Source organism: Vibrio sp. VB16, assembly GCF_015594925.2.
In the GTDB taxonomy this organism is placed as follows: domain Bacteria; phylum Pseudomonadota; class Gammaproteobacteria; order Enterobacterales; family Vibrionaceae; genus Vibrio.
The window spans coordinates 1,730,382-1,754,814 of the sequence record NZ_CP087590.1 but is presented as its reverse complement, the minus strand read 5'-3'; the positions used below and the strand labels follow the sequence as shown (position 1 = coordinate 1,754,814).

Sequence of the window (24,433 nt, the reverse complement as noted above, 5' to 3'; positions counted from 1 at the left end):
AATTAAACTGAATATTTATGACCTTTTCACCCTCTTTTTACTTATCGACTTATATTGGCAGTTTATTCCTATCAATATTTCCGTTATCTTTACCGCTTCGCAATTACAAAACTGCCTCGAAGATGCCACTTAAAACAGACGAACTAAGAACACAGGCCCTTGGGCCAATGCCAACACCTGCTGAACTTGTTAAATCGCACCCTCTTACCGATGATGTAGCAGAAAGAATTGCTCTCTCTCGCAGACAAATTGAAAATATTCTGACAGGCGAAGATAATCGCCTTTTAGTGATCGTAGGGCCTTGCTCAGTTCACGATACTGACGCCGCTATCGACTATGCTGAGCGACTGAGCCGTGTTCAAGACCAATACAAAGACCAACTATTTATTGTTATGCGTACCTATTTTGAAAAGCCACGCACCATAGTTGGCTGGAAGGGATTGATCACGGATCCTAACCTCGATGGCTCTTATGCGCTCGAAGCTGGTTTAGAAAAGGCGCGCAAACTACTTCTAGACATAAACAAGCTTGGCCTAGCAACCGCTACCGAATTTTTGGATATGATTACAGGGCAATATATCGCCGACCTGATTACGTGGGGAGCGATCGGCGCTCGCACCACAGAGTCTCAAATACATAGAGAAATGGCATCTGCACTCTCTTGCCCCGTTGGGTTTAAAAACGGAACAAATGGTAATACCAAAATAGCGATCGACGCTATTAGAGCGGCTAGAGCCAGACACTATTTTTACTCTCCAGATAAAAACGGTCGAATGACAGTATATCGCACCAGCGGAAACCCATTCGGACATGTCATTCTAAGGGGGGGCGACAATGGCCCTAATTTCGACTCGACTTCGATAGAAGAAGCTTGCAGCAAACTTGGCAACGTTGAACTACCACAGAGGTTAGTTGTCGACTTTAGCCATGCAAACTGTCAAAAAATGCATCGAAAACAGTTAGACGTTGCCGAGGATGTATGTCAACAGATCCGTTCTGGAAGTACCTTTATTGCCGGTATTATGGCAGAAAGCTTTATAGAGGAAGGTAATCAATCGATGACCGACCTTGATAACTTAACTTATGGCAAATCTATTACCGACCCATGCTTGGGTTGGGAAGACACCGAAAAGATGTTAGATATGCTTTCTTTAGCGATTAAAGATAGAAATTTAGGAGAATAATTGATGCCTTCGTTCGATATTATTTCAGAAGTAGATTCAGTAGAACTACATAATGCAGTGGACAATTCCAACCGTGAATTAACGACGCGTTTTGACTTTCGAAATGTAGAAGCAAGCTACACCTTAAAAGATGACGTGGTAAAACTGGCGGCACAAGATGATTTCCAACTAAGACAGATGATGGATATTCTACGCGGAAATCTAGCCAAGCGTGGTGTTGATGCCGAATCTATGGAAACCAATACAGCCGTTCATTCAGGTAAAAACTGGTCTCAAGACGTGCAATTTAAGCAAGGCGTTGAGGTATTAGTTGCGAAGAAAGTCGTTAAAGCGATCAAAGATGCAAAGATTAAAGTTCAAGCCTCTATTCAAGGTGAAAAAATTCGTGTCACCGGCAAAAAACGTGATGATTTACAAAACGCGATGGCGTTAGTGAGAGAATCGGATTTGGGACAACCTTTCCAGTTCGATAATTTTAGAGACTAAATATTAAAAAATTTGGTTAACCGCAAAGCCCCTATTATTTGATTGATGCTAGGGGCTTTGTTGTTTGCAGCGTATTTCTGCAAAATTTGATTGAATGGGGTAACCGCTTTGCTACTCAACGATCCTCAAAACCTTGTCTGACGCAATCAGCTCTTTAAGTAGCGTATTCGACTTAGAAATTCCTTTAGGCATAAATATGCACGTACGGCTTGTTTGCACTCGACTGTTTTCTTTTAACAATTGAACCAAATGTGCATGGCTTTGATAACAGGTTCTTTCTGCGTCTCTACGGCATAAATCAATGAATGAGAATGGACACCCTTCTGGGTAGAACACCCTCTCACTCTCCTGCATTATTCGTAATGTTTTGATAGAGATAAGCTCAACATCTCGACCAAATTCGATCCAACAACGTGACAATGTAACGCCAACTTCATTGAATAGATGAGATTGGTATAGAGACTCAAGTTCTTCTATATTATCAATAAGTTCAATTTTTGAGTCAGCGAAAAACCGCTCCCAAAATCGACGACGTTCATCGACTGATTTATAGACATTTTTGATATCTCTTCTTTTCGTTGCGGCAAACTCCGCTAATAAACCTGTATTGTGAGAAAGTACCCGTTCAATTTTCTCTCGTATGTTTCGCACCAATACCGGAGAGCCCCCTCCACTGGATATTGCTATCTGAACTTTGCCACGGTTAATCATGGACGGTGTAATGAAATCACAGTAGGGTTTATCGTCGACTACGTTGACTAAAATATTACGTTTTTTTGCATCTTTATGTATTTGATGATTCAGTTCAGCATCACTTGTTGTAGCCCACACTTGTATGTAATTAGTAATGAAACTTTCTCGATATTGAGAACAAATCCAAGTTAATCGACCTTCTTCAACACAGTTTTGCAAATAATCAGTCAAAACAGGTGAGACAATGGTGACCTTTGCGTTCGCTCGCAACAGGGACTCTATTTTTCGGCTAGCCACTTCGCCCCCGCCCACAACCAATACTGGCTTGTTATTCAAATCTAAAAATAGTGGAAAGTACTGCATGTTATTCCTATTTAATACATAGCACTAAAGTGGTATGCCGCTCCAATCCAGTGCTTTCAGTTAACAAATTATACACAATTACAACTATTTACTGTCAAAATTACACGTCATACCAGATTATTATGCTTAAATTAATGCATATCATAGTATATTAACTCAGTAGCACGTCTTTTTTGCTACAAATCACTCTAAATCACCAAACTTGTGCACTGTTGCACTATTTACAAACACGCAACATTTCGTCATTCTAAATAACGTGAAGTTAATTAAATTTTTATAGACTACACTTTTTACAACATTAATTAATAGAATTAAAACTTTACGCACAAATGTAAACATTGTTCTAAACGCATTTTGCAACAAGACAATATACAACAGGCAACATATAAAGACACGGCAACAGGTGTCACCTAGTTCAACATGGATTATACAGGAAGGATACAAATGGCGAATAAACTTACGATTATTGCTTCAGTGGTAGCAGCTTCTACTGCTTTGATAGCAAATTCAGCTTCAGCAGCAGAAAGTACTCTAGAAAAAGTGAAAGCTCAGGGTTTTGTTAGTTGCGGCGTTTCAACAGGATTACCAGGATTCTCTAACCCTAACTCAAAGGGCGAATGGGAAGGTATTGATGTTGAGTATTGTCAAGCTATTGCAGCAGCCGTTCTAGGTGACAAAACAAAGGTTAAATATGTACCTTTAACTGCAAAAGAACGATTCACTGCACTTCAATCAGGTGAAATCGATGTCCTAAGTCGTAATACAACGTGGACACTGCATCGTGATACCGCTCTAGGCTTAAACTTTGCTGGCGTAAACTATTACGATGGTCAAGGTTTCATGGTTAAGAAAGAACTTGGTCTAACGAGTGCTGAAGAATTAGACGGCGCATCCGTTTGTGTCCAGTCTGGTACAACAACAGAACTTAACCTTGCTGACTACTTCCGTAATAAAGGCATGTCTTATAAGCCTGTAGTATTCGATACAGCGGCTCAAACATCCGCTGGTTTTGACTCTGGTCGTTGTGATGTACTGACAACTGACCAATCTGGTCTTTATGCCCTTCGCTTAAATCTTAAAGATGCAAGCAGTGCTCAAGTATTACCAGAAATCATCTCTAAAGAACCTCTAGGTCCTGTTGTTCGCCAAGGCGATGACCAATGGTTGAACATCGCTAAGTGGACATTGAATGCGATGATTAACGCCGAAGAGTACGGCATAACATCAGTAAACGCTGACGATATGCTTAAATCATCCGATCCAAACGTTAAGCGTATCCTTGGCGTAGATGGTCCTAAAGGCAAAGGCCTTGGTATTCCTGATGATTGGGGTTATCAAGTCGTTAAACAAGTTGGTAACTACGGTGAAAGCTTCGAACGTACTGTTGGTCAAGGTTCACCACTGCAAATTTCGCGTGGTGTAAATGCACTTTGGAACGCGGGCGGCTTTATGTATGCTCCACCAATCCGTTAATTCACTTATTTGAGTTAGTAATTGAATGAGGGCGGTTCCGGCCGCCCTTTTGTTATTTGGATTTAGAGGTTATAGCTGTATGAAACCTACCAATACAATAGCGCAGGACTCGGACGCCCCGGCAGCCAAAAGCTCAAACCTGCTGTATAATCCCACCTTTCGTTCTATCGTTTTTCAGATTATAGCGGTCGCTGCTCTCGTATATTTCTTTTATACCATTGTAAATAATACACTCACCAACTTAGACGCTCGTGGCATCGCCACAGGTTTCGGTTTCTTAAGTCAAGAAGCCGGCTTTGGAATTGGCCTAACGCTCGTTGAATACGATGAAACGTTCTCTTACGGGCGTACATTCATTGTAGGGTTGTTAAATACCGCATTAGTCTCCGTTCTTGGTATTGCGTTTGCAACCGTGCTCGGCTTTACCGTTGGTATAGCTCGGTTATCATCGAATTGGTTAGTCAGTAAATTGGCTGCAGTTTACATTGAAACATTTCGAAATATCCCTCTGTTGTTACAGATATTTTTCTGGTATTTCGCCGTACTCCAAGCACTACCGTCACCAAGACAAAGCCTGAGCCTGGGTGAAGCCATATTTCTCAATGTACGTGGTATCTCTTTCCCTGCTCCAGTGTTTGAAAGTGGCAGTAACTTTGTTATCGCATCATTTATTTTTGGTATTGTCTTTACAATAATCATTAATATATGGGGTAAAAACAGACAAGCGCTCACAGGACAACAAACACCAATAGTACGCATTGGTGTTACGTTATGCCTTGTGCTGCCAATGATTGTCTATTTCTTAGCCGGTTCTCCAATTTCTGGTGATTACCCAGTACTTAAAGGGTTTAACTTTAAGGGTGGTATCAGCATTATTCCTGAACTTGGTGCGCTCCTTTTCGCTCTGAGTATCTATACTGCTTCGTTTATCGCAGAGATAGTGCGTTCTGGTATTAATGCGGTAAGCCATGGTCAAACAGAAGCGGCAATGTCGCTTGGTCTACCACGCAACCGTACGCTAAAGCTTGTGGTAATTCCGCAAGCATTAAGAATTATCATTCCACCTTTAACAAGCCAATACTTAAACCTAACTAAAAACTCCTCTTTAGCGATGGCCATTGGTTATCCAGACTTAGTCTCTGTGTTTGCGGGTACAACGCTAAACCAAACAGGACAGGCAATAGAAATCATTGCCATGACCATGGGGGTTTATCTAACGCTAAGTTTGCTAACGTCAGCATTGATGAATATTTATAACCGCAAAGTTGCGCTGGTGGAGAGATAAAATGAAAATACATCAATTTCAAGAAAGTCTACCGCCGCCTGCTAATACTGTTGGTATCGTTGGTTGGGCAAGAAAGAACCTATTTAATGGCCCTGTAAACTCAGTATTGACCTTTGTTCTTGGCTATGTTGCTTTTAGCCTTATTTGGGCGATTGCTCAATGGGCGTTTATTAATGCAGATTGGGTTGGTACAACCCGTGATGCATGCTCCCGTGAAGGTGCTTGTTGGGTATTTATTAGTGTGCGTTGGAACCAGTTCATGTTTGGATTTTATCCTCTCGAAGAACTCTGGCGACCACAAATTTTCTATGCAACATTGGCTATTTTTATCACTTTATTAGTCTATGAGAGAACCCCTAAACGAACGTGGATCTGGTTAGTATTTGTAAACATCTATCCGTTTTTTGTTGCCGCCCTTCTTTATGGTGGTGTCTTTGGACTTGAGGTTGTTGATACCCATAAATGGGGTGGCTTACTGGTTACGTTGATTATTGCACTCGTTGGTATCGTTGTTTCGTTACCTATCGGTGTTGCATTAGCGCTTGGGCGTCGCTCTGATATGCCAATAATACGCAGTATGTGTACGGTATATATAGAAATGTGGCGCGGCGTTCCGTTAATCACTGTTCTATTCATGGCTTCAGTTATGCTGCCCTTGTTCCTTGCCGAAGGTTCAGAAACAGATAAACTTATTCGAGCGCTTATCGGTGTGGTTCTGTTTAGTGCGGCTTATATGGCAGAAGTTATTCGCGGTGGCTTACAAGCGATACCAAAGGGTCAATATGAAGCTGCCGACGCATTAGGTTTAGGTTATTGGAGAAAAGTGGGATTAATCATTCTTCCCCAAGCTCTGAAAATCACTATTCCTTCAATTGTGAACACCTTTATCGGTCTGTTTAAAGACACCAGTCTGGTACTTATTATCGGTATGTTTGACGTTCTGGGCATTGGTCAGTCGGCCAACAACGACCCTGAATGGTTGGGCTTTGCAAAAGAAAGTTATGTATTTGTCGCGTTAGTGTTCTGGGTATTCTGCTTTGGTATGTCGAGATATTCGATCTATCTAGAGAACAAGCTCAATACCGGTCACAAACGATAGCTAAAGATTCAAGGACGTATTATGACGCAGCAAGAAGATTATGTAATCCAATTAAAGAAGATGAACAAGTGGTATGGGGATTTTCACGTACTTAAAAATATTAACCTGAAGGTTAAGAAAGGCGAGAAAATTGTCATCTGTGGTCCGTCTGGATCGGGTAAGTCAACGATGATTCGTTGTATCAACCGTTTGGAAGAACACCAACAAGGCAAGATTATTGTCGCCGGCAATGAACTCACAGAAGATCTAAAAAACATCGAAGCCGTGCGTAAAGAAGTTGGGATGTGTTTTCAACACTTTAACCTTTTCCCACATCTTACGGTTTTAGAAAACTGTACCCTTGCACCTATTTGGGTGAAAAAGATGTCCAAGGCTGAAGCGGAAGAGATCGCGATGAAGTATCTCGAACGCGTTAAGATTCCGGATCAAGCAGAGAAGTATCCGGGCCAGCTTTCTGGTGGACAACAGCAGCGTGTAGCGATTGCACGTTCATTGTGTATGAACCCTCAAATTATGCTGTTTGATGAACCAACATCCGCACTCGACCCAGAGATGGTACGCGAAGTACTTGATGTTATGGTGGAGCTTGCAGATGAAGGCATGACCATGCTCTGTGTCACGCACGAAATGGGGTTTGCTAAAGAAGTAGCAGACAGAGTTATCTTTATGGACGTTGGTGAGATCATCGAGGAAAACAATCCTATTGATTTCTTTGAGAATCCAGAATCCGACCGCACTCGAAACTTCTTAAGTCAGATCTTGAGTCACTAGAGAAAGTAAGCGACAATGACCCAAAAGGCGGCTGATAGCCGCCTCTTGTATATAGAGTTCTAATGCGGTAATAATTTGTTACATCTGCGGTTGGTAGTATCTTTATAATTTATTGCGTTTTTTTATATACTGTCTTATAACAAGGGTTGAATTTTGAAACTTTCACCCCAAAATATAGACTAAATAATTAGTCAGTTACCTTTTGAGGAAGATTATGAACAGTCCACTGGTGTCGCGTTCTTCAACGCAACCGAGCGCAATTCAAACGAACAAAGTATTGCGTAATACTTATTTCTTACTTTCAATGACGCTATTCACAAGTGCTATTGCAGCAGTTGTTACTATGGCGATTCAAATATCGCCAATGATGGCGATTGGTATGCAACTTGCCGCAATTGGTATTCTGTTTTTTGTTATGCCTAAAGCTATTAACTCATCAGCGGGCGTTGTGTGGACGTTTGTTTTCACTACCTTAATGGGAGCGGCATTAGGTCCAATGCTCAATTATTATGCTGCGATGCCAAACGGTGCGGGTGTTATAGCTCAAGCATTAGGTATGACTGGTTTGGTAACGATGGGACTCTCTGCTTACGCTATCACATCGAAGAAAGATTTTTCATTCATGAGAAGTTTCTTAATGGCAGGGCTGATTATTGTCATCGTCGCGTCATTACTTAATATATTCTTCGTTCAATCATCAATGATGCATATTGTTATTAGTAGTGTCTCTGCCATGGTTTTCTCTGGCTTTATTCTTTATGACACAGGCCGAATCGTTCGTGGCGAAGAAACAAACTACATCAACGCAACAATTTCGATGTACCTAAATATTCTTAACCTATTTGTTAGCTTGCTACACATTCTTGGTTTCTTGAATGATGACTAACCAATAAGACGAAAAATAAAAGCCCAGATAATTATCTGGGCTTTTTTGTTTGCGCAAAAAGCGGTATCTTTAGTTAAAAATGACCATCGGAAAGAACCATGTTTGAATACAGCGGAAAACAGATACAGACAGATGCGGAAGGCTATTTACTCAACTTCGACGAATGGGAAAAGGGCATGGTTACTCTACTTGCAGAAGAAGAAGGGATAGAAATAACCGATGCGCACCTAGAGATAATCTTTTTTGTCCGTGCTTTTTATGAAGAGTTTAATACCTCCCCCGCCATTAGAATGCTGGTAAAAGCAATGGCTAAAGAACATGGACCAGAAAAAGGGAGCAGTAAATACCTATTTACACTGTTTCGCAAAGGCCCAGCAAAACAAGCGACAAAATTAGCTGGCCTACCAAAACCAGCCAAATGTCTGTAGATCTAGACTACTTTAACGGGTATCAATAGAGTATGTTAAAACCTTTGTACGACTTAAACTCGAGTTGTTGTGACAAAAGCTGATTAACAATCGACATTCTCGGCCCTTTTTTCAGCCAGTCGTGCAACGATTCTATCGAACTTTCATCTCCACAAGCAATGACTTCCACATCGCCGTTATCCAAATTTTTAGCATAGCCAGTTAATCCTCTTTTGTTGCCTTCATGACAAGTGTGGTACCGAAAACCCACACCTTGTACAACACCGGATACAATAAATTTCATACAAACCTTAGCCATCGTACACTCTCCTTGGATAACGAATACCCTATTCTAGCGTCCTAATAATAACCTGTAATTATATTCCTATGTTTCTTTGTTGATTTTCTAATTACAATTCACCACAATACCGCTCCTTATTACTATTCAGGTAACACCATGACAGCTGCAATCTATCTTGAAAAAGGTCGAGACAAATCTTTAAGACGTAAACATCCTTGGATTTTTTCCCGTGGTGTGCATAAAGTCGAAGGAGAGCCTGAGCTTGGTGAGACTGTAAACGTGTTGGCACACAATGGCGAATGGTTGGCAAAAGCGGCCTATTCTCCAATATCGCAGATCCGCGCGCGCGTCTGGAGCTTTCAAAAGGAAGAGATAGATACGGCATTTTTCGTTAAACGAATTCGACAAGCGCAGCTATTGAGAGAAGAAACCATCGAGCGAGATGGCCTGACAGGTTACCGTCTTATTGCGGCTGAATCCGATGGTTTACCCGGCATCACAATAGACAGATATCAAGATTTTCTTGTCTGTCAGCTTTTGAGTGCGGGCGCAGAATACAATAAGAAACTTCTTGTTGCAGCCCTAGTTGAGTGTTTTCCAAACTGCAGCGTTTATGAGCGCTCTGACGTTGCGGTACGTAAAAAGGAAGGCCTGAGTGAAACAATGGGCGTACTTCATGGTGAGACGCCTCCTGAGTCGGTTGTCATCGAAGAAAACGGTATAAAGATAAACGTTGATATCGTCAACGGCCATAAAACGGGTTTTTACTTAGACCAGCGTGACAGTCGTCAGCGTTCAATGAAATATATGAATGACAAAGACGTACTAAATTGCTTCTCTTACACGGGTGGCTTTGGTCTTTATGCATTAAAAGCAGGCGCTAAGCGTGTTATTAATGCTGACGTCTCTCAACCCGCACTTGATAACGCCAAGTTAAACGCAGAATTGAACCAATTCGATATATCAAAAAAACGGGCTGTCTTTCTTAACGCGGATGTATTCAAGCTCCTTAGAGAATACCGGGATCAAGGCACCAAATTTGATGTCGTTATTATGGATCCACCTAAGTTCATAAGCAGCCGTCAAAATATAACCTCGGGTGCGAAAGGTTACAAAGACATCAACATGCTAGCGATGCAGATCTTAAACCCTGGCGGAACCTTACTCACTTATTCTTGTTCAGGATTAATGAGCGCCGATCTTTTCCAGAAAGTCATCGCAGATGCGGCCGTAGACTCTGGTCGTAGCGTTAAGTTTATTGAACGCTTTGAACAAGCCGCCGATCACGTTATTGATAGTGCCTATCCGGAAGGTTTTTACTTGAAAGGATTTGCTTGTAAGGTGTTGTAGGTTAGACAATAACCAAAAATCATACCATTTACATTAGTTGTATAATCAAAACAAATTCGATTCTTCAGACCGTCAAGACGTCCTGATTTGAATTACCTATACAAAAGAAGGGCTCCTAGGAGCCCTTCTTTATTTTATCTTGGCATGATACTAACATCTAGCCGTCGTAGGTGAATACTTTAGCCAATAATTCCGAGGTTAAATCAATGGTCGAACCATCAGTATAAATAGAACTATCCAATTCTAAGGCAGACACACCATGCTCTAGAACAATTGTTTGACTACTCGCCTGTTCATTGAACTGAATTTTAACATTATCACCATCAACAGTAACACTCGAAAGAATATCATCGATACTATCTGCTTGGGTGTTGGATTCTAGCAGGTCAGTTAAGTCAATTTTATCTGAATTCAGGTGGAAGTCAGTAATAATGTCAGTACCTGAATCGATAGTGTCCGTAGACCAAATGAAAGTATCTGCACCATCACCTCCGGTGAGAATATCGTTACCTAGTCCGCCATCTAAGAAGTCATCACCCTCCCCTCCATATAGGGTATCATTCCCTTCTTCACCATATAGTTTGTCCGCGCCACCTTGACCATACAAAGTATCGTCACCTTCTCCACCGTAAATAGTATCGCTATCACCACGTGGATCAGAATCAACATACAACAACTCTTCATTCGCTTTAATAAAGTCGTAAACTTCAGATTCTGTAGGTGCTGTTCCGTTTGGGGCCTCAAGATACGTTTCTAACGCCTCAATACCCGAACCGTCTGCAGGTTTTTCAACACCTGTTATTCCTAACCAATCCAAGTTGTCTGTATTTAGCACATCACCAAAGATAATGTCGTTCCCTTCATGGCCGTAAAGCGTATCTGAACTAACTGCAATCTCGGTTAACTCTGTTACACCCGTATTCAAAGCAAGCTCTAATCCGTCATTGCCTGTAACAATATTAACTTGACCGAGACCTGCCAGTACAACAGCAAGGTTCATCAGGTTAATCTGACCACCACGATTATTTACAAGTTCCAATTTATAAGTACCCGCTGACAGATTGGGAATGCTTACAGTTATGTTGTCTTTCTCTACACCATTTTGCGTCACAACAGTCTGACTTTTTACAACCTCATTAGTCGACGTATCTATCAGCGACCAAGTGCTACTGCCATTCCCTGTAATATGGGACAATTCAAACGAAATATCAGCACCACCTGAAACGACTATTTCTTCAGAAGTAGTCGATTTATTATTTCCAGCTAACTTAAGGACTCCATCGTTCATAATAGCATCGCCATAAAACGAAAGATCTCCCAAACCTAACGTGACATCCTCAGTACCCGTGTTATCAAAATGACGAAGCGTTTCGACGGAAATATCATCGCCAACACCAATTGCCTTAACATCACTAATCGCACTTAACGCACTAAATGCCGTTATAGCTTCAGATATATCTCTTGGCTCTGTTGTTCCGCCAGAGTTGTCAGCCGGTGTTACCATTGTTGGTTCACCATCACTCAAAAAGAAGGTCAAGTTTTTTGCATCAGGAGTATCTAACCCCGTGAAGTAGTTAGTGGCAGCCACGAAGGCCGATACGTAATTGGTGCCGCCATCTGAGGTAAGCGCATCAATAGCGGTGTTAAATGCGGCGAAATTGCTTTCTGATAAGCCAGCTACTGATTCTATCGCACCAACATCACCACCAAATGGAATTAACGTGACATTAATTGTACCTGGATGATCTTTAATTGATTCAATTAAATCGGCTAGTTTATCTTGTACTGCTTCCAACTTAGTTGGCCCAGAACTACCTTCAAAATAATCGCCCATGCTGCCAGATACATCCACTAACAGAGCTATATTGTAATCGTCTGCCTCAAGCACAACACGAGTTTCGACGCCACCTAGATCGCCAATTATGACATCATTGCTAATTGAACCGTCAATATTATTGGTCCCGTTATCGCCAATATAAAGCGTAGGATCCGTATTAACCACGAAGGTTACTTCAGCAGTGTTGCCAGCAAGTCCTTGCGCATCAATCGCGTGATATTCAATAGTCTCATTTGCCTGAGCATCCAGCACCTCGACGCTATTAACGAGCATATTAGAATTGATTGAGCTCTGTGTGCTGCTCGTCGTATATATCTGTAGGCTTTGGATGCTATAGCCGTTGTCCGCTGTAATAATCGCTTCAAAGTTGCCTGAACCGGTGTACACGTCTGGATTCGTGGCGTCATTGTAATCTTCTACTCTCGTTACAATATTTCCATCACCATCGACCATAGTAACGATTACATTAATTTGCGCATTAGGATCATTGCTGTCTGGATTGTTGATATCGCTTTCATTGTAGTGACCCCATAAACTCCCAAACTCTATAGCGACGCTATTTACTTGTGCTCCGCTTTCGCTGTAATCCACTTTAATATATTCAGGTTCCTGAACATCAAGTTCGTTACTTCCACCTTCTGCACCGCTATCAACACCAAATCCAGATTCATTATTGCCACTATCATAGGTTAGCGATGTAGACTGTTCATCAAGTCGACCGCTTGTAATTCGTACTTTAGCTTCTGTAACTGAGTCAGCACCATCTACGTAACCACCCATCGAACCGTTGTTATCACTTAAATGAGACAATAACCCTGCTGAAGCTGTAAAACTCAATGAATCCAGAATGTCACCTGAAGAGTTCGCCACATATCTGACCTGGCTGATGTCATCTATCTGTTGATCTTTGGCAATAGGCACATCGCTGTTTGCCAAAAATAATGTGCCGTGTTGTGGAACGGAGTCGATAATGACTTGAGTATCGCCACCGGTACTATCATCTTCTTCATCTGTAACGTTATTTTGTGTGCCGTTTTGGCCGCCATCGAAGCTAAATGCAACTTCTTTGCCTGCATCTGCTACCACAGTAAAGTCTTGTGCTGTTGGGGCGTCATTGACGGGCGAAATATCTGCAAAACTCAATGTTCCTTGAGTTTGAGCTGCGACCAAACCGTCACTCACGGTGTACTGCGCGCTCGGCACGGGTCCGGTATAATTTAGCTCTGGCATAAATTCAAATGACCCATCGTCATTTATCGTTAATTCGCCAACACCTGCAATACTCAGCGCTTGACCAACCGTACCGGCCTTGCCGTCAAAACTGAATTCAGTCACCTTCAAATCGCTATGTGCATTGTCCACATCGGTGTCATTTGTTAATACATTGCCTATCGCTAACGTGTCTTCTGTGACCGCGATTGGCCCATCGTCGTTTGCAATTGGCGCATCGTTGACTGGCGCGACATTAATATATACCGTCGCCGTATCTGTGCCGCCATTTCCATCGCTCACTTCATATTGGAAACTAGCCGGACCTGAATAGTTATCTGATGGTGTGAAGCTAATGGATGTTACATCACCAGTAACGCTATCTTTAACTAGCGTCACTGTGCCATTTTCTACTTCTGATACATTGATAATAGACAACGTATCACCATCGATATCACTATCATTTAATAATAATTGAGACGCTGTAAAGTCAATCGCATTATTTTCATTCGTATCGAACCCTTCACTAACGCGGATATTATCAATGTACGCACCCAGACTATTTGACACACCGAGTCCAGTAAAGCTCAGTTGACTACTGTCAGCTGGTGTATTGAACGTGATACTAACTGTCGACCAACCGTTACTTAACGTCGCCGACAACGACACCTCTGCACCATCGTCAGAAATAAAACTTAGATTACCCTGAGCATCAGAGTGAATTTGTACCGTTTGTCCTGCAAAAGTTACCTCCATATCACTATCAGCTTCGTGTCCTGGACGAGGTTTGTAATCGAAAACAAGCTGATATTCAGAGTCCGGCGTGTCTAGACTTCTAGACATTGTAACGATGTTATGAGCGTCAAGCTCTGCATGGGCTTCGCCTTCTGAGGCAGTTGATCCGCCAACGCTACCAGACTGTATTTCCACGCCATTAACTGACGTATCCCAACCATTATAGTTGTCGATAACTCCCCATGTATTACCGGTAATATTGTGGCCATCTTCGAAGGTTTCCGTGAAGATGGTGTTGTTAAAATCGTCTGTGGCGATTGGCCCAACATTAACTGGCGGTACAAATAAGTCGACAATGCTGTTGTCGCTGCCCGTTTCAGAGCGGTTACCTGCCGGGTCTATGGCGTACGCATCAACTGTAATGGTCTCGCCATCAACAATTAGAACCGCCGGAATCACCACGTTAACCACACCACCCGCGGTGATGGTCACGTCGCTCAACTTAATGGTTTGATCCGTTCCATTGATGTTCACCACTAGGCTGTCGGTATCTGAGTTCACGCCATCTGGTAGCGTGATATTTACTGAAATCTCGCCCTTTGCGTCTTCCGCGTTGATGTAACCTTGCTCGTCTAAATCTTGCTCGCCGTCCTGGATCACAACCAACGGTGCGTTGTCGCCCAAGGTATCGCCGTCGCCGTCTGGACCACCCGGTATTGTCAGGTCAACAATCGTGTTGTCTGTCCCCGTTTCAGAGCGGTTACCTGCCGGGTCTATGGCGTACGCATCAACTGTAATGGTCTCGCCATCAACAATTAGAACCGCCGGAATCACCACGTTAACCACACCACCCGCGGTGATGGTCACGTCGCTCAACTTAATGGTTTGATCCGTTCCATTGATGTTCACCACTAGGCTGTCGGTATCTGACTTCACGCCATCTGGTAGCGTGATATTTACTGAAATCTCGCCCTTTGCGTCTTGCGCGTTAATGTAACCTTGCTCGTCTAAATCTTGCTCGCCGTCCTGGATCACAACCAATGGTGCGTTGTCGCCCAAGGTATCGCCGTCGCCGTCTGGGCCACCCGGTATTGTCAGGTCAACAATCGTGTTGTCGCTGCCTGTTTCAGAGCGGTTACCTGCCGGGTCTATGGCGTACGCATCAACTGTAATGGTCTCGCCATCAACAATTAGAACCGCCGGAATCACCACGTTAACCACACCACCTGCGGTGATGGTCACGTCGCTCAACTTAATGGTTTGATCCGTTCCATTGATGTTCACCACCAGGCTGTCGGTATCTGAGTTCACGCCATCTGGTAGCGTGATATTTACTGAAATCTCGCCCTTTGCGTCTTGCGCGTTAATGTAACCTTGCTCGTCTAAATCTTGCTCGCCGTCTTGAATAACAACCAATGGTGCATTGTCACCTAAGGTATCGCCGTCGCCGTCTGGGCCACCCGGTATTGTCAGGTCAACAATCGTGTTGTCTGTCCCCGTTTCAGAGCGGTTACCTGCCGGGTCTATGGCGTACGCATCAACTGTAATGGTCTCACCATCAACAATTAGAACCGCCGGAATCACCACGTTAATCACACCACCCGCGGTGATGGTCACGTCGCTCAACTTAATGGTTTGATCCGTTCCATTGATGTTCACCACTAGGCTGTCGGTATCTGACTTCACGCCATCTGGTAGCGTGATATTTACTGAAATCTCGCCCTTTGCGTCTTCCGCGTTGATGTAACCTTGCTCGTCTAAATCTTGCTCGCCGTCTTGAATAACAACCAACGGTGCATTGTCACCTAAGGTATCGCCGTCGCCGTCTGGGCCACCCGGTATTGTCAGATCAACAATCGTGTTGTCGCTGCCCGTTTCAGAGCGGTTACCTGCCGGGTCTATGGCGTACGCATCAACTGTAATGGTCTCGCCATCAACAATTAGAACCGCCGGAATCACCACGTTAACCACACCACCCGCGGTGATGGTCACGTCGCTCAACTTAATGGTTTGATCCGTTCCATTGATGTTCACCACTAGGCTGTCGGTATCTGAGTTCACGCCATCTGGTAGCGTGATATTTACTGAAATCTCGCCCTTTGCGTCTTCCGCATTGATGTAACCTTGCTCGTCTAAATCTTGCTCGCCGTCTTGAATAACAACCAATGGTGCGTTGTCGCCTAAGGTATCGCCGTCGCCGTCTGGGCCACCCGGTATTGTCAGGTCAACAATCGTGTTGTCGCTGCCCGTGGCCGATTCATTGCCGGCGGTATCAGTGATCATCGCGCTGGCGGTCAAGGTGGCGTTGTCCGTCACCATCTCCGCTGGGATATCAAATGACACGGGTGCCGCGTTGTCGGCTATGTTTTCCGCCAACACCGTGTACGGTACGGTCACATCAGCCACACCGTCTGCACTGCTGCTGATGGTTAAATTCACAATGTCGCCCGCTTCCACACCGTCTGGCAATGTCACGTGCACTTTCACGCCACCGTCCACCGCTGCGTCTTGTGCGTTAATGTAACCCTGCTCGTCTAAATCTTGCTCGCCGTCTTGAATAACAACCAATGGTGCGTTGTCGCCCAAGGTATCGCCGTCGCCGTCTGGGCCACCCGGTATTGTCAGGTCAACAATCGTGTTGTCGCTGCCCGTGGCCGATTCATTGCCGGCGGTATCAGTGATCATCGCGCTGGCGGTCAAGGTGGCGTTGTCCGTCACCATCTCCGCTGGGATATCAAATGACACGGGTGCCGCGTTGTCGGCTATGTTTTCCGCCAACACCGTGTACGGTACGGTCACATCAGCCACACCGTCTGCACTGCTGCTGATGGTCAAATTCACAATGTCGCCCGCTTCCACACCGTCTGGCAATGTCACGTGCACTTTCACGCCACCGTCCACCGCTGCGTCTTGTGCGTTAATGTAACCCTGCTCGTCTAAATCTTGCTCGCCGTCTTGAATAACAACCAACGGTGCGTTGTCGCCCAAGGTATCGCCGTCGCCGTCTGGACCTCCCGGTATTGTCAGGTCAACAATCGTGTTGTCGCTGCCCGTGGCCGATTCATTGCCGGCGGTATCAGTGATCATCGCGCTGGCGGTCAAGGTGGCGTTGTCCGTCACCATCTCCGCTGGGATATCAAATGACACGGGTGCCGCGTTGTCGGCTATGTTTTCCGCCAACACCGTGTACGGTACGGTCACATCAGCCACACCGTCTGCACTGCTGCTGATGGTTAAATTCACAATGTCGCCCGCTTCCACACCGTCTGGCAATGTCACGTGCACTTTCACGCCACCGTCCACCGCTGCGTCTTGCGCGTTAATGTAACCCTGCTCGTCTAAATCTTGCTCGCCGTCTTGAATAACAACCAATGGTGCGTTGTCGCCCAAGGTATCGCCGTCGCCGTCTGGGCCACCCGGTATTGTCAGGTCAACAATCGTGTTGTCGCTGCCCGTGGCCGATTCATTGCCGGCGGTATCAGTGATCATCGCGCTGGCGGTCAAGGTGGCGTTGTCCGTCACCATCTCCGCTGGGATATCAAATGACACGGGTGCCGCGTTGTCGGCTATGTTTTCCGCCAACACCGTGTACGGTACGGTCACATCAGCCACACCGTCTGCACTGCTGCTGATGGTCAAATTCACAATGTCGCCCGCTTCCACACCGTCTGGCAATGTCACGTGCACTTTCACGCCACCGTCCACCGCTGCGTCTTGCGCGTTAATGTAACCCTGCTCGTCTAAATCTTGCTCGCCGTCTTGAATAACAACCAACGGTGCATTGTCACCTAAGGTATCGCCGTCGCCGTCTGGGCCACCCGGTATTGTCAGGTCAACAATCGTGTTGTCGCTGCCCGTGGCCGATTCATTGCCGGCGGTATCAGTGATCATCGCGCTGGCGGTCAAGGTGGCGTTGTCCGTCACCATCTCCGCTGGGATATCAAATGACACGGGTGCCGCGTTGTCGGCTATGTTTTCCGCCAACACCGTGTACGGTACGGTCACATCAGCCACACCGTCTGCACTGCTGCTGATGGTTAAATTCACAATGTCGCCCGCTTCCACACCGTCTGGCAATGTCACGTGCACTTTCACGCCACCGTCCACCGCTGCGTCTTGCGCGTTAATGTAACCCTGCTCGTCTAAATCTTGCTCGCCGTCTTGAATAACAACCAACGGTGCATTGTCACCTAAGGTATCGCCGTCGCCGTCTGGGCCACCCGGTATTGTCAGGTCAACAATCGTGTTGTCGCTGCCCGTGGCCGATTCATTACCGGCGGTATCAGTGATCATCGCGCTGGCGGTCAAGGTGGCGTTGTCCGTCACCATCTCCGCTGGGATATCAAATGACACGGGTGCCGCGTTGTCGGCTATGTTTTCCGCCAACACCGTGTACGGTACGGTCACATCAGCCACACCGTCTGCACTGCTGCTGATGGTTAAATTCACAATGTCGCCCGCTTCCACACCGTCTGGCAATGTCACGTGCACTTTCACGCCACCGTCCACCGCTGCGTCTTGCGCGTTAATGTAACCCTGCTCGTCTAAATCTTGCTCGCCGTCTTGAATAACAACCAATGGTGCGTTGTCGCCCAAGGTATCGCCGTCGCCGTCTGGGCCACCCGGTATTGTCAGGTCAACAATCGTGTTGTCGCTGCCCGTGGCCGATTCATTACCGGCGGTATCAGTGATCATCGCGCTGGCGGTCAAGGTGGCGTTGTCCGTCACCATCTCCGCTGGGATATCAAATGACACGGGTGCCGCGTTGTCGGCTATGTTTTCCGCCAACACCGTGTACGGTACGGTCACATCAGCCACACCGTCTGCACTGCTGCTGATGGTCAAATTCACAATGTCGCCCGCTTCCACACCGTCTGGCAATGTCACGTGCACTTTCACGCCACCGTCCACCGCTGCGTCTTGCGCGTTAATGTAACCCTGCTCGTCTAAATCTTGCTCGCCGTCTTGAATAACAACCAACGGTGCATTGTCACCTAAGGTATCGCCGTCGCCGTCTGGGCCACCCGGTATTGTCAGGTCAACAATCGTGTTGTCGCTGCCCGTGGCCGATTCATTGCCGGCGGTATCAGTGATCATCGCGCTGGCGGTCAAGGTGGCGTTGTCCGTCACCATCTCCGCTGGGATATCAAATGACACGGGTGCCGCGTTGTCGGCTATGTTTTCCGCCAACACCGTGTACGGTACGGTCACATCAGCCACACCGTCTGCACTGCTGCTGATGGTTAAATTCACAATGTCGCCCGCTTCCACACCGTCTGGCAATGTCACGTGCACTTTCACGCCACCGTCCACCGCTGCGTCTTGCGCGTTAATGTAACCCTGCTCGTCTAAATCTTGCTCGCCGTCTTGAATAACAACCAACGGTGCATTGTCACCTAAGGTATCGCCGTCGCCGTCTGGGCCACCCGGTATTGTCAGGTCAACAATCGTGTTGTCGCTGCCCGTGGCCGATTCATTACCGGCGGTATCAGTGATCATCGCGCTGGCGGTCAAGGTGGCGTTGTCCGTCACCATCTCCGCTGGGATATCAAATGACACGGGTGCCGCGTTGTCGGCTATGTTTTCCGCCAACACCGTGTACGGTACGGTCACATCAGCCACACCGTCTGCACTGCTGCTGATGGTTAAATTCACAATGTCGCCCGCTTCCACACCGTCTGGCAATGTCACGTGCACTTTCACGCCACCGTCCACCGCTGCGTCTTGCGCGTTAATGTAACCCTGCTCGTCTAAATCTTGCTCGCCGTCCTGGATAACAACTACTGGGGCACCAGGTGCCACTAAATCAACAGCATGTTCACTATCACGGCTAGAAACAACGCTGCTAATACCATCTATTGACGTAACATTTACCGTAAATTCTTGGTCGACGGCCAAATCCGCGCCGTCTACTGCAACGGACCAGTTACCGTTTTCATCAACGGTTGTTTCATAGGTTTTACTATTAATGACCATTGAAACAGAGTCACCTGATTGGATATCACCACCACGCGCTGTACCTGAAACCATTATCGGTGTTTGGGAATCTGCCGTCGTTTCGCTTTCTGCTATATTAATTACGTCATCGTCGGTTATTGCATTTACCGTAACGCTTCCCGCATCTGCGACAGGTTCGACCCAGAGCGTAGTCGTTGCCGTATCTTCGCTACCATTCTCGTCTCTAATGGTATATTCGAAACTGGCTTCACCATTGTAGTTTCTAGCCGGTGTAAACTTAACGGCGATCACTTCACCTTGGTCATTTTCAACAAGCGAGACACGCCCATGTGTTGCGTTAGAAACGGCAACCAAGGTTAAAGACCCGGCGGAGGTAACATCGTTACCAAGCAAGTCAGCAACTTTTATCTCATATTCAGAATTAGTTTCTTGTCTTCTGTCTGTTCTATTTGCATCTTCTTGTAATACGAATGGATCAGCAGGATTCGCGGTTAAAGGTGACGTAACTAAATAGGCATCGTCTACCGCATTAATTGATTGAACTACTGTTGGATCGATTACAGGCGATTCACTATTGCCGTCAATATAAACCGTTTCTTCTTCACTAACATTGCCTTGCGAATCTTTAGCAACATAATTAAATGAGTCCGTTATCTCGGTTGCTACAACATCAGCCCCTTGAAATACAATATTGGAGTTACCAATGCCTTCTTCACCAGTCGATGGATCAATACCAGCACTCGTTGATACTCTAATTCCGGTGATTTCTTGACCTTCACCTGCCGTTACAGTGTAACTGAACTCACCCGTACCATTATATAAATTGACTAATTGATCATCATCAAGAATGATTGGCTCTCCATACCCTTCTCCGTCGAACTCAACCCAAACGAGGATTTGTCCTTGCGCACGATGGCCGTCATAATCATCTGAACCAGGCATTGCATTAGCCGGGTCTCCTTCATAGTTACCCCAAATACTACCAAAAGACAGTTCTACTGATTTAACGTCTACTGCTTCGTCAATGCCGCTGTAGTCAACGTTTATAAACTCATCTTTTGTGACATCTATCTCTTTATTATTTACACCAAAACCCTTTTCACCTTTCCTATCATCATAATAAAGATCAGCGGCTTCTGTTGTACCGTTCTCACCAAATACACCTGCTGATATAACCACGCCTGAATTAAGGGAAATAGACCCATTATCCTCACTATTTACGGGTACATCACCGCTAATAACGTTCGAATCTAGGTTCTGGACATATTCACTTGCATCAATACTGAATTGATCATTAACCTCTGTTTGGTCAAACGCTTCATAAGTAATCGATTGTGTGTCGCTAACAATAATATTTCCGTCTGGACCGGCTACTAATGGGTCTCCATTGTTATCAACCAATTGCCCATATTTAGGAAGGTTGCCTTCTTCGATGACGACCGAGGTTTCAACGCCATTAAAATCATCTTCTGCGTCGCTCGTGTGTTGGTCGAATGTGAACGACTCATCAGCACCCACCGCAAATTCTTCGGCAGTAGGTGTATCGCTCGTACCAGTGACAACAACGGTGACAGTTTGACTCGTGCCATCTAATGTCGTGACTGTAAATGTTTCTGTTACTTGTTGCTCTGCTTCCAAACCTTGAACATTCGCGTCTTCATTATTTAAAACATATGTCCATTGCCCTGTCTCATTATCAAAAGTGAACAGGCCATAGTCACCTCCTATAGGTTCTTGCGCAGCAAAACCTGATTCACCGGCATCAGGGTCGACAACAGAAAGCGTACCAACGACAGAAACACCTTGTTCTCCATCATCGTAGTCATCTTCTATCACCCCGCCTGATACTGCTCCACTAATTACCGGCTCTTCACCCAAATCATTGATATCAAGCGTCATTGAATCTGTGTCTAGAACGTTCTGACTGAGCGTTAAGTCTTTAACATCAACACTCACGTCCATACTTGAAAGGGTTTCGAAGTCTAATGTTACACCCGCTTTAAGGTGTAACTCGTGTGAACCGTCTGCGAGCTCTACAATAATGAAGTTATCTGCATCCGCACCTGACAGAGATAGTTCATTAACACCTTGTTGGTCATCGGTAATATCAATATCAGCAACGCGAATAGTTCCATCGGTTGGCGTATTCTCATCGAGGCTGTCCACGAAATTGGACAAAGTAACCGTGGGTGCTTGATTAATAAATTGCTGAAGTAATTGAAGTGATTGAGTTCTAGAAAGGCCTTGTGATTCGATGCCTGTGGTATCAAAGGACGTAGAAGCCATTATCTCTACTGCATCTCGTACGACAACCGCCATTGGCGTTGTGGAAGAGCCCTCTGACAAACCGGCCGCCGGAGCGAATTCCTCATCCAACAGAGTAGGATCTTGTCCGTCTGCTAATTGTTCAAAAATTTGATCGATTTCATCCTGAACCGCTATCGGCACCCTATTGCCATCTTCTTCAACCAATTCCGCTTGGATAGCCGTATCAGACGTCATGGGATCTTCCCCTTTCGTCAACAACACTTCTCCAGGCTTAACATCCTGAATATCGGTAATCGTTTTAAGATTGCCGTTTTTATCAATAACAATAAAAAATTTACTACCTGCGATAGCGCCAATAAGTGCGTTCATTTTCTCGATCCCTTCTGAGCAATTTAAGCAATAACAATGCCATCACTCTTATATAAGACAACTCTAAAATTGGTATTCTTCTAACCATTAAATTTAGCAGTAAAATGGAACCGAGGCCACACATCGAATGGGGTAATGCAACATATACGGATTTTTTTATGCTTGATTATTAATTTTGAGAATAAAATAACCAGAATCATTATAAATAAAATCCTTTTTTCATAAAATCAACCTATTAAGATATACCTAGGATTAGATAAATCATCAAAAAAACATGGTCAACAATAGTTTATAGGTCTAAAATTCAACAATAATGTTAATATTTAATGAATAAATTGTATTAATTCAAATTCCTTCGGGAAAATAAGCTATTATGATGCTGGTCTCAGATTTGAGACTGATTTTTTGCATACAATACCGCTATTCAAATGTAGGAGAACAATTTTGAAAAGGATTCCTTTAGCACCTCTTGCTTGTTGTATTGCAATGAGTTTACCTGCTTATAGTCAATCATTAGAACAAGCGATAGCAATTACCCTTACTTCAAATCCTGAAATTAGAAGTGCCTTCAACGATTACAAAAGCTATGTAGAACAACGTAGGTCTTCTGGTGGCAATTATTTACCAACCATCGATCTAGATGCAGGGGTCGGTTATGAAAAGGTTAATCCCGCCACAGGCGACACCACAGAGTTGACGAGAAAAGATGCAACCTTAAGCCTTACACAGTTACTTTGGGATGGTTCTTCCACCCTAAACGATATGGATAGAACGGCTTCGGAAGCTGAGTCTATGCGGTATCAATTAATTGCAGACTCCCAAGATAAAGCGTTAGAAGTCACAAGTGTTTACCTTGATGCAGTAAAGGCAAAGGAAGTCCTTACCCTTTCTGAAGACAATCTGAAGACCCACAAACGTATATATAAAGATATAAAAAGAAGGGTTGAATCAGGAATAGGCTCTACGGCCGATTTGTCGCAGGTAGAGGCTCGTCTAGCCAATGCTCACAGTAATTTACTTGCTGCACAAAACAATATCTTTGATACTCACACCCAGTTTACGCGTATTGTTGGTCAGAGCCCACAAGGGTTAGTATTCCCTCGAGCGGATCAAAACGCACTCCCTCTATCTCTGGAAGAAGCAACGGTTACCGCTGAAGAAAATCACCCTGTGATTAAAATCGCGGCGTCTGATGTAGATGCGGCAAAATATCAATATAAGCAGGCTGAAGGCACAAATTACCCTACATTTTCTATCGAAGCAGCCCAAACTTGGTATGACGATGCAGCAGGAGAAGTCGGTAGCCGCGATGAGCTGTCTGCTATGCTACGCATGCGATACAACCTCTATAATGGTGGTTCAGACTCTTCGGAACAAGATCGCATGGCCTATCAACTAAACAAAGCAAAGGACTTACGAGATAACTCTCATCGTCAGCTTGCAGAGAGCTTACGCCTTTCTTGGAGTGCTTTGGATCTAACCTTGCAGCAGAAAGAATTTCTTGCAGACCACGTCGATTCGGCTTCGGATACGGCTATTGCTTATGAAAAGCAATATCGTATTGGTCAACGAACGCTACTTGATGTACTCAATACTGAAAACGAGTTATTTGAAGCACGCAAAGAATACTTAAACGCAAACTACGGTGAGCAGTATGCTAAATTCAGGGTACTCAATGCCTGTGGTATTTTATTGGATTCATTGATGGTGGACACACCTGATGAATGGAAACAAGAAGCGGATTATTAAGGAGGGATTA

The 24,433-nt window shown here is 44.9% G+C and carries 13 protein-coding genes; 10 read left to right on the top strand and 3 right to left on the bottom strand.

Annotation, left to right across the window (positions count from 1 at the left end):
* Nucleotides 1-122: 122 nt before the first annotated feature.
* Together IUZ65_RS08045 and IUZ65_RS08040 are read left to right on the top strand one after the other, a co-directional pair.
* On the top strand, nucleotides 123-1,184 hold the full coding sequence (locus IUZ65_RS08045) for a 3-deoxy-7-phosphoheptulonate synthase (protein WP_195703242.1): 1,062 nt from the start codon (nucleotides 123-125) through the stop codon (nucleotides 1,182-1,184).
* A gap of 3 nt (nucleotides 1,185-1,187) precedes the next feature.
* The gene (locus IUZ65_RS08040) at nucleotides 1,188-1,670 is read left to right on the top strand and encodes a YajQ family cyclic di-GMP-binding protein (RefSeq protein ID WP_195703241.1); all 483 of its coding nucleotides are present in this window, start codon (nucleotides 1,188-1,190) and stop codon (nucleotides 1,668-1,670) included.
* A 111-nt stretch (nucleotides 1,671-1,781) separates the two neighbouring features.
* On the opposite strand, the gene IUZ65_RS08035 is transcribed toward IUZ65_RS08040, so the two are convergent.
* Nucleotides 1,782-2,726 carry a precorrin-2 dehydrogenase/sirohydrochlorin ferrochelatase family protein gene (locus tag IUZ65_RS08035; RefSeq protein WP_195703240.1) on the bottom strand — a complete coding sequence of 315 codons (945 nt, stop codon included), beginning with the start codon at nucleotides 2,724-2,726 and terminating at the stop codon, nucleotides 1,782-1,784.
* Nucleotides 2,727-3,170: 444 nt separating this feature from the next.
* Between IUZ65_RS08035 and IUZ65_RS08030 the strand changes: the two genes are divergently transcribed.
* From IUZ65_RS08030 to IUZ65_RS08005, 6 genes are all read left to right on the top strand, one after another.
* On the top strand, nucleotides 3,171-4,199 hold the full coding sequence (locus IUZ65_RS08030; RefSeq protein ID WP_195703239.1) for an amino acid ABC transporter substrate-binding protein: 1,029 nt from the start codon (nucleotides 3,171-3,173) through the stop codon (nucleotides 4,197-4,199).
* Between the two features lie 79 nt (nucleotides 4,200-4,278).
* Complete coding sequence (locus tag IUZ65_RS08025) at nucleotides 4,279-5,484, top strand: amino acid ABC transporter permease (RefSeq protein WP_195703238.1); 1,206 nt, start codon at nucleotides 4,279-4,281, stop codon at nucleotides 5,482-5,484.
* A 1-nt stretch (nucleotide 5,485) separates the two neighbouring features.
* Nucleotides 5,486-6,583, top strand: coding sequence for an amino acid ABC transporter permease (locus IUZ65_RS08020; RefSeq protein WP_195703237.1), 1,098 nt, complete (start codon nucleotides 5,486-5,488; stop codon nucleotides 6,581-6,583).
* Between the two features lie 21 nt (nucleotides 6,584-6,604).
* On the top strand, nucleotides 6,605-7,354 hold the full coding sequence (locus tag IUZ65_RS08015) for an amino acid ABC transporter ATP-binding protein (protein WP_195703236.1): 750 nt from the start codon (nucleotides 6,605-6,607) through the stop codon (nucleotides 7,352-7,354).
* Between the two features lie 214 nt (nucleotides 7,355-7,568).
* Nucleotides 7,569-8,240: a Bax inhibitor-1/YccA family protein gene (locus tag IUZ65_RS08010; protein WP_195703235.1), complete on the top strand. Its 672-nt coding sequence runs from the start codon at nucleotides 7,569-7,571 to the stop codon at nucleotides 8,238-8,240.
* A 98-nt stretch (nucleotides 8,241-8,338) separates the two neighbouring features.
* Nucleotides 8,339-8,668 carry a TusE/DsrC/DsvC family sulfur relay protein gene (locus tag IUZ65_RS08005; RefSeq protein ID WP_195703234.1) on the top strand — a complete coding sequence of 110 codons (330 nt, stop codon included), beginning with the start codon at nucleotides 8,339-8,341 and terminating at the stop codon, nucleotides 8,666-8,668.
* 22 nt (nucleotides 8,669-8,690) lie between these two features.
* Here the strand turns inward: IUZ65_RS08005 and yccX are convergent, their stop codons facing one another.
* Complete coding sequence (gene yccX / locus IUZ65_RS08000; RefSeq protein WP_195703233.1) at nucleotides 8,691-8,966, bottom strand: acylphosphatase; 276 nt, start codon at nucleotides 8,964-8,966, stop codon at nucleotides 8,691-8,693.
* A 138-nt stretch (nucleotides 8,967-9,104) separates the two neighbouring features.
* Between yccX and IUZ65_RS07995 the strand changes: the two genes are divergently transcribed.
* Complete coding sequence (locus IUZ65_RS07995; RefSeq protein ID WP_195703232.1) at nucleotides 9,105-10,298, top strand: class I SAM-dependent methyltransferase; 1,194 nt, start codon at nucleotides 9,105-9,107, stop codon at nucleotides 10,296-10,298.
* A gap of 157 nt (nucleotides 10,299-10,455) precedes the next feature.
* Here the strand turns inward: IUZ65_RS07995 and IUZ65_RS07990 are convergent, their stop codons facing one another.
* The gene (locus IUZ65_RS07990) at nucleotides 10,456-22,674 is read right to left on the bottom strand and encodes a tandem-95 repeat protein (protein WP_195703231.1); all 12,219 of its coding nucleotides are present in this window, start codon (nucleotides 22,672-22,674) and stop codon (nucleotides 10,456-10,458) included.
* A gap of 486 nt (nucleotides 22,675-23,160) precedes the next feature.
* Here IUZ65_RS07990 and IUZ65_RS07985 point away from each other — a divergent pair, with 486 nt between their 5' ends.
* Nucleotides 23,161-24,423, top strand: a complete 1,263-nt coding sequence (locus IUZ65_RS07985) for a TolC family outer membrane protein (protein ID WP_195705046.1) — start codon at nucleotides 23,161-23,163, stop codon at nucleotides 24,421-24,423.
* Nucleotides 24,424-24,433: the final 10 nt, after the last annotated feature.

Bases quoted from the DNA above. Each gene is read 5' to 3' on its own strand.
- IUZ65_RS07985 (WP_195705046.1), top strand. From the start codon at position 23,161: ATGAGTTTACCTGCTTATAGTCAATCATTAGAACAAGCGATAGCAATT.
- IUZ65_RS08005 (WP_195703234.1), top strand. From the start codon at position 8,339: ATGTTTGAATACAGCGGAAAACAGATACAGACAGATGCGGAAGGCTAT.
- IUZ65_RS08020 (WP_195703237.1), top strand. From the start codon at position 5,486: ATGAAAATACATCAATTTCAAGAAAGTCTACCGCCGCCTGCTAATACT.
- yccX (WP_195703233.1), bottom strand. From the start codon at position 8,966: ATGGCTAAGGTTTGTATGAAATTTATTGTATCCGGTGTTGTACAAGGT.
- IUZ65_RS08010 (WP_195703235.1), top strand. From the start codon at position 7,569: ATGAACAGTCCACTGGTGTCGCGTTCTTCAACGCAACCGAGCGCAATT.
- IUZ65_RS08045 (WP_195703242.1), top strand. From the start codon at position 123: ATGCCACTTAAAACAGACGAACTAAGAACACAGGCCCTTGGGCCAATG.
- IUZ65_RS08040 (WP_195703241.1), top strand. From the start codon at position 1,188: ATGCCTTCGTTCGATATTATTTCAGAAGTAGATTCAGTAGAACTACAT.
- IUZ65_RS08015 (WP_195703236.1), top strand. From the start codon at position 6,605: ATGACGCAGCAAGAAGATTATGTAATCCAATTAAAGAAGATGAACAAG.
- IUZ65_RS07990 (WP_195703231.1), bottom strand. From the start codon at position 22,674: ATGAACGCACTTATTGGCGCTATCGCAGGTAGTAAATTTTTTATTGTT.
- IUZ65_RS08035 (WP_195703240.1), bottom strand. From the start codon at position 2,726: ATGCAGTACTTTCCACTATTTTTAGATTTGAATAACAAGCCAGTATTG.
- IUZ65_RS08030 (WP_195703239.1), top strand. From the start codon at position 3,171: ATGGCGAATAAACTTACGATTATTGCTTCAGTGGTAGCAGCTTCTACT.
- IUZ65_RS08025 (WP_195703238.1), top strand. From the start codon at position 4,279: ATGAAACCTACCAATACAATAGCGCAGGACTCGGACGCCCCGGCAGCC.
- IUZ65_RS07995 (WP_195703232.1), top strand. From the start codon at position 9,105: ATGACAGCTGCAATCTATCTTGAAAAAGGTCGAGACAAATCTTTAAGA.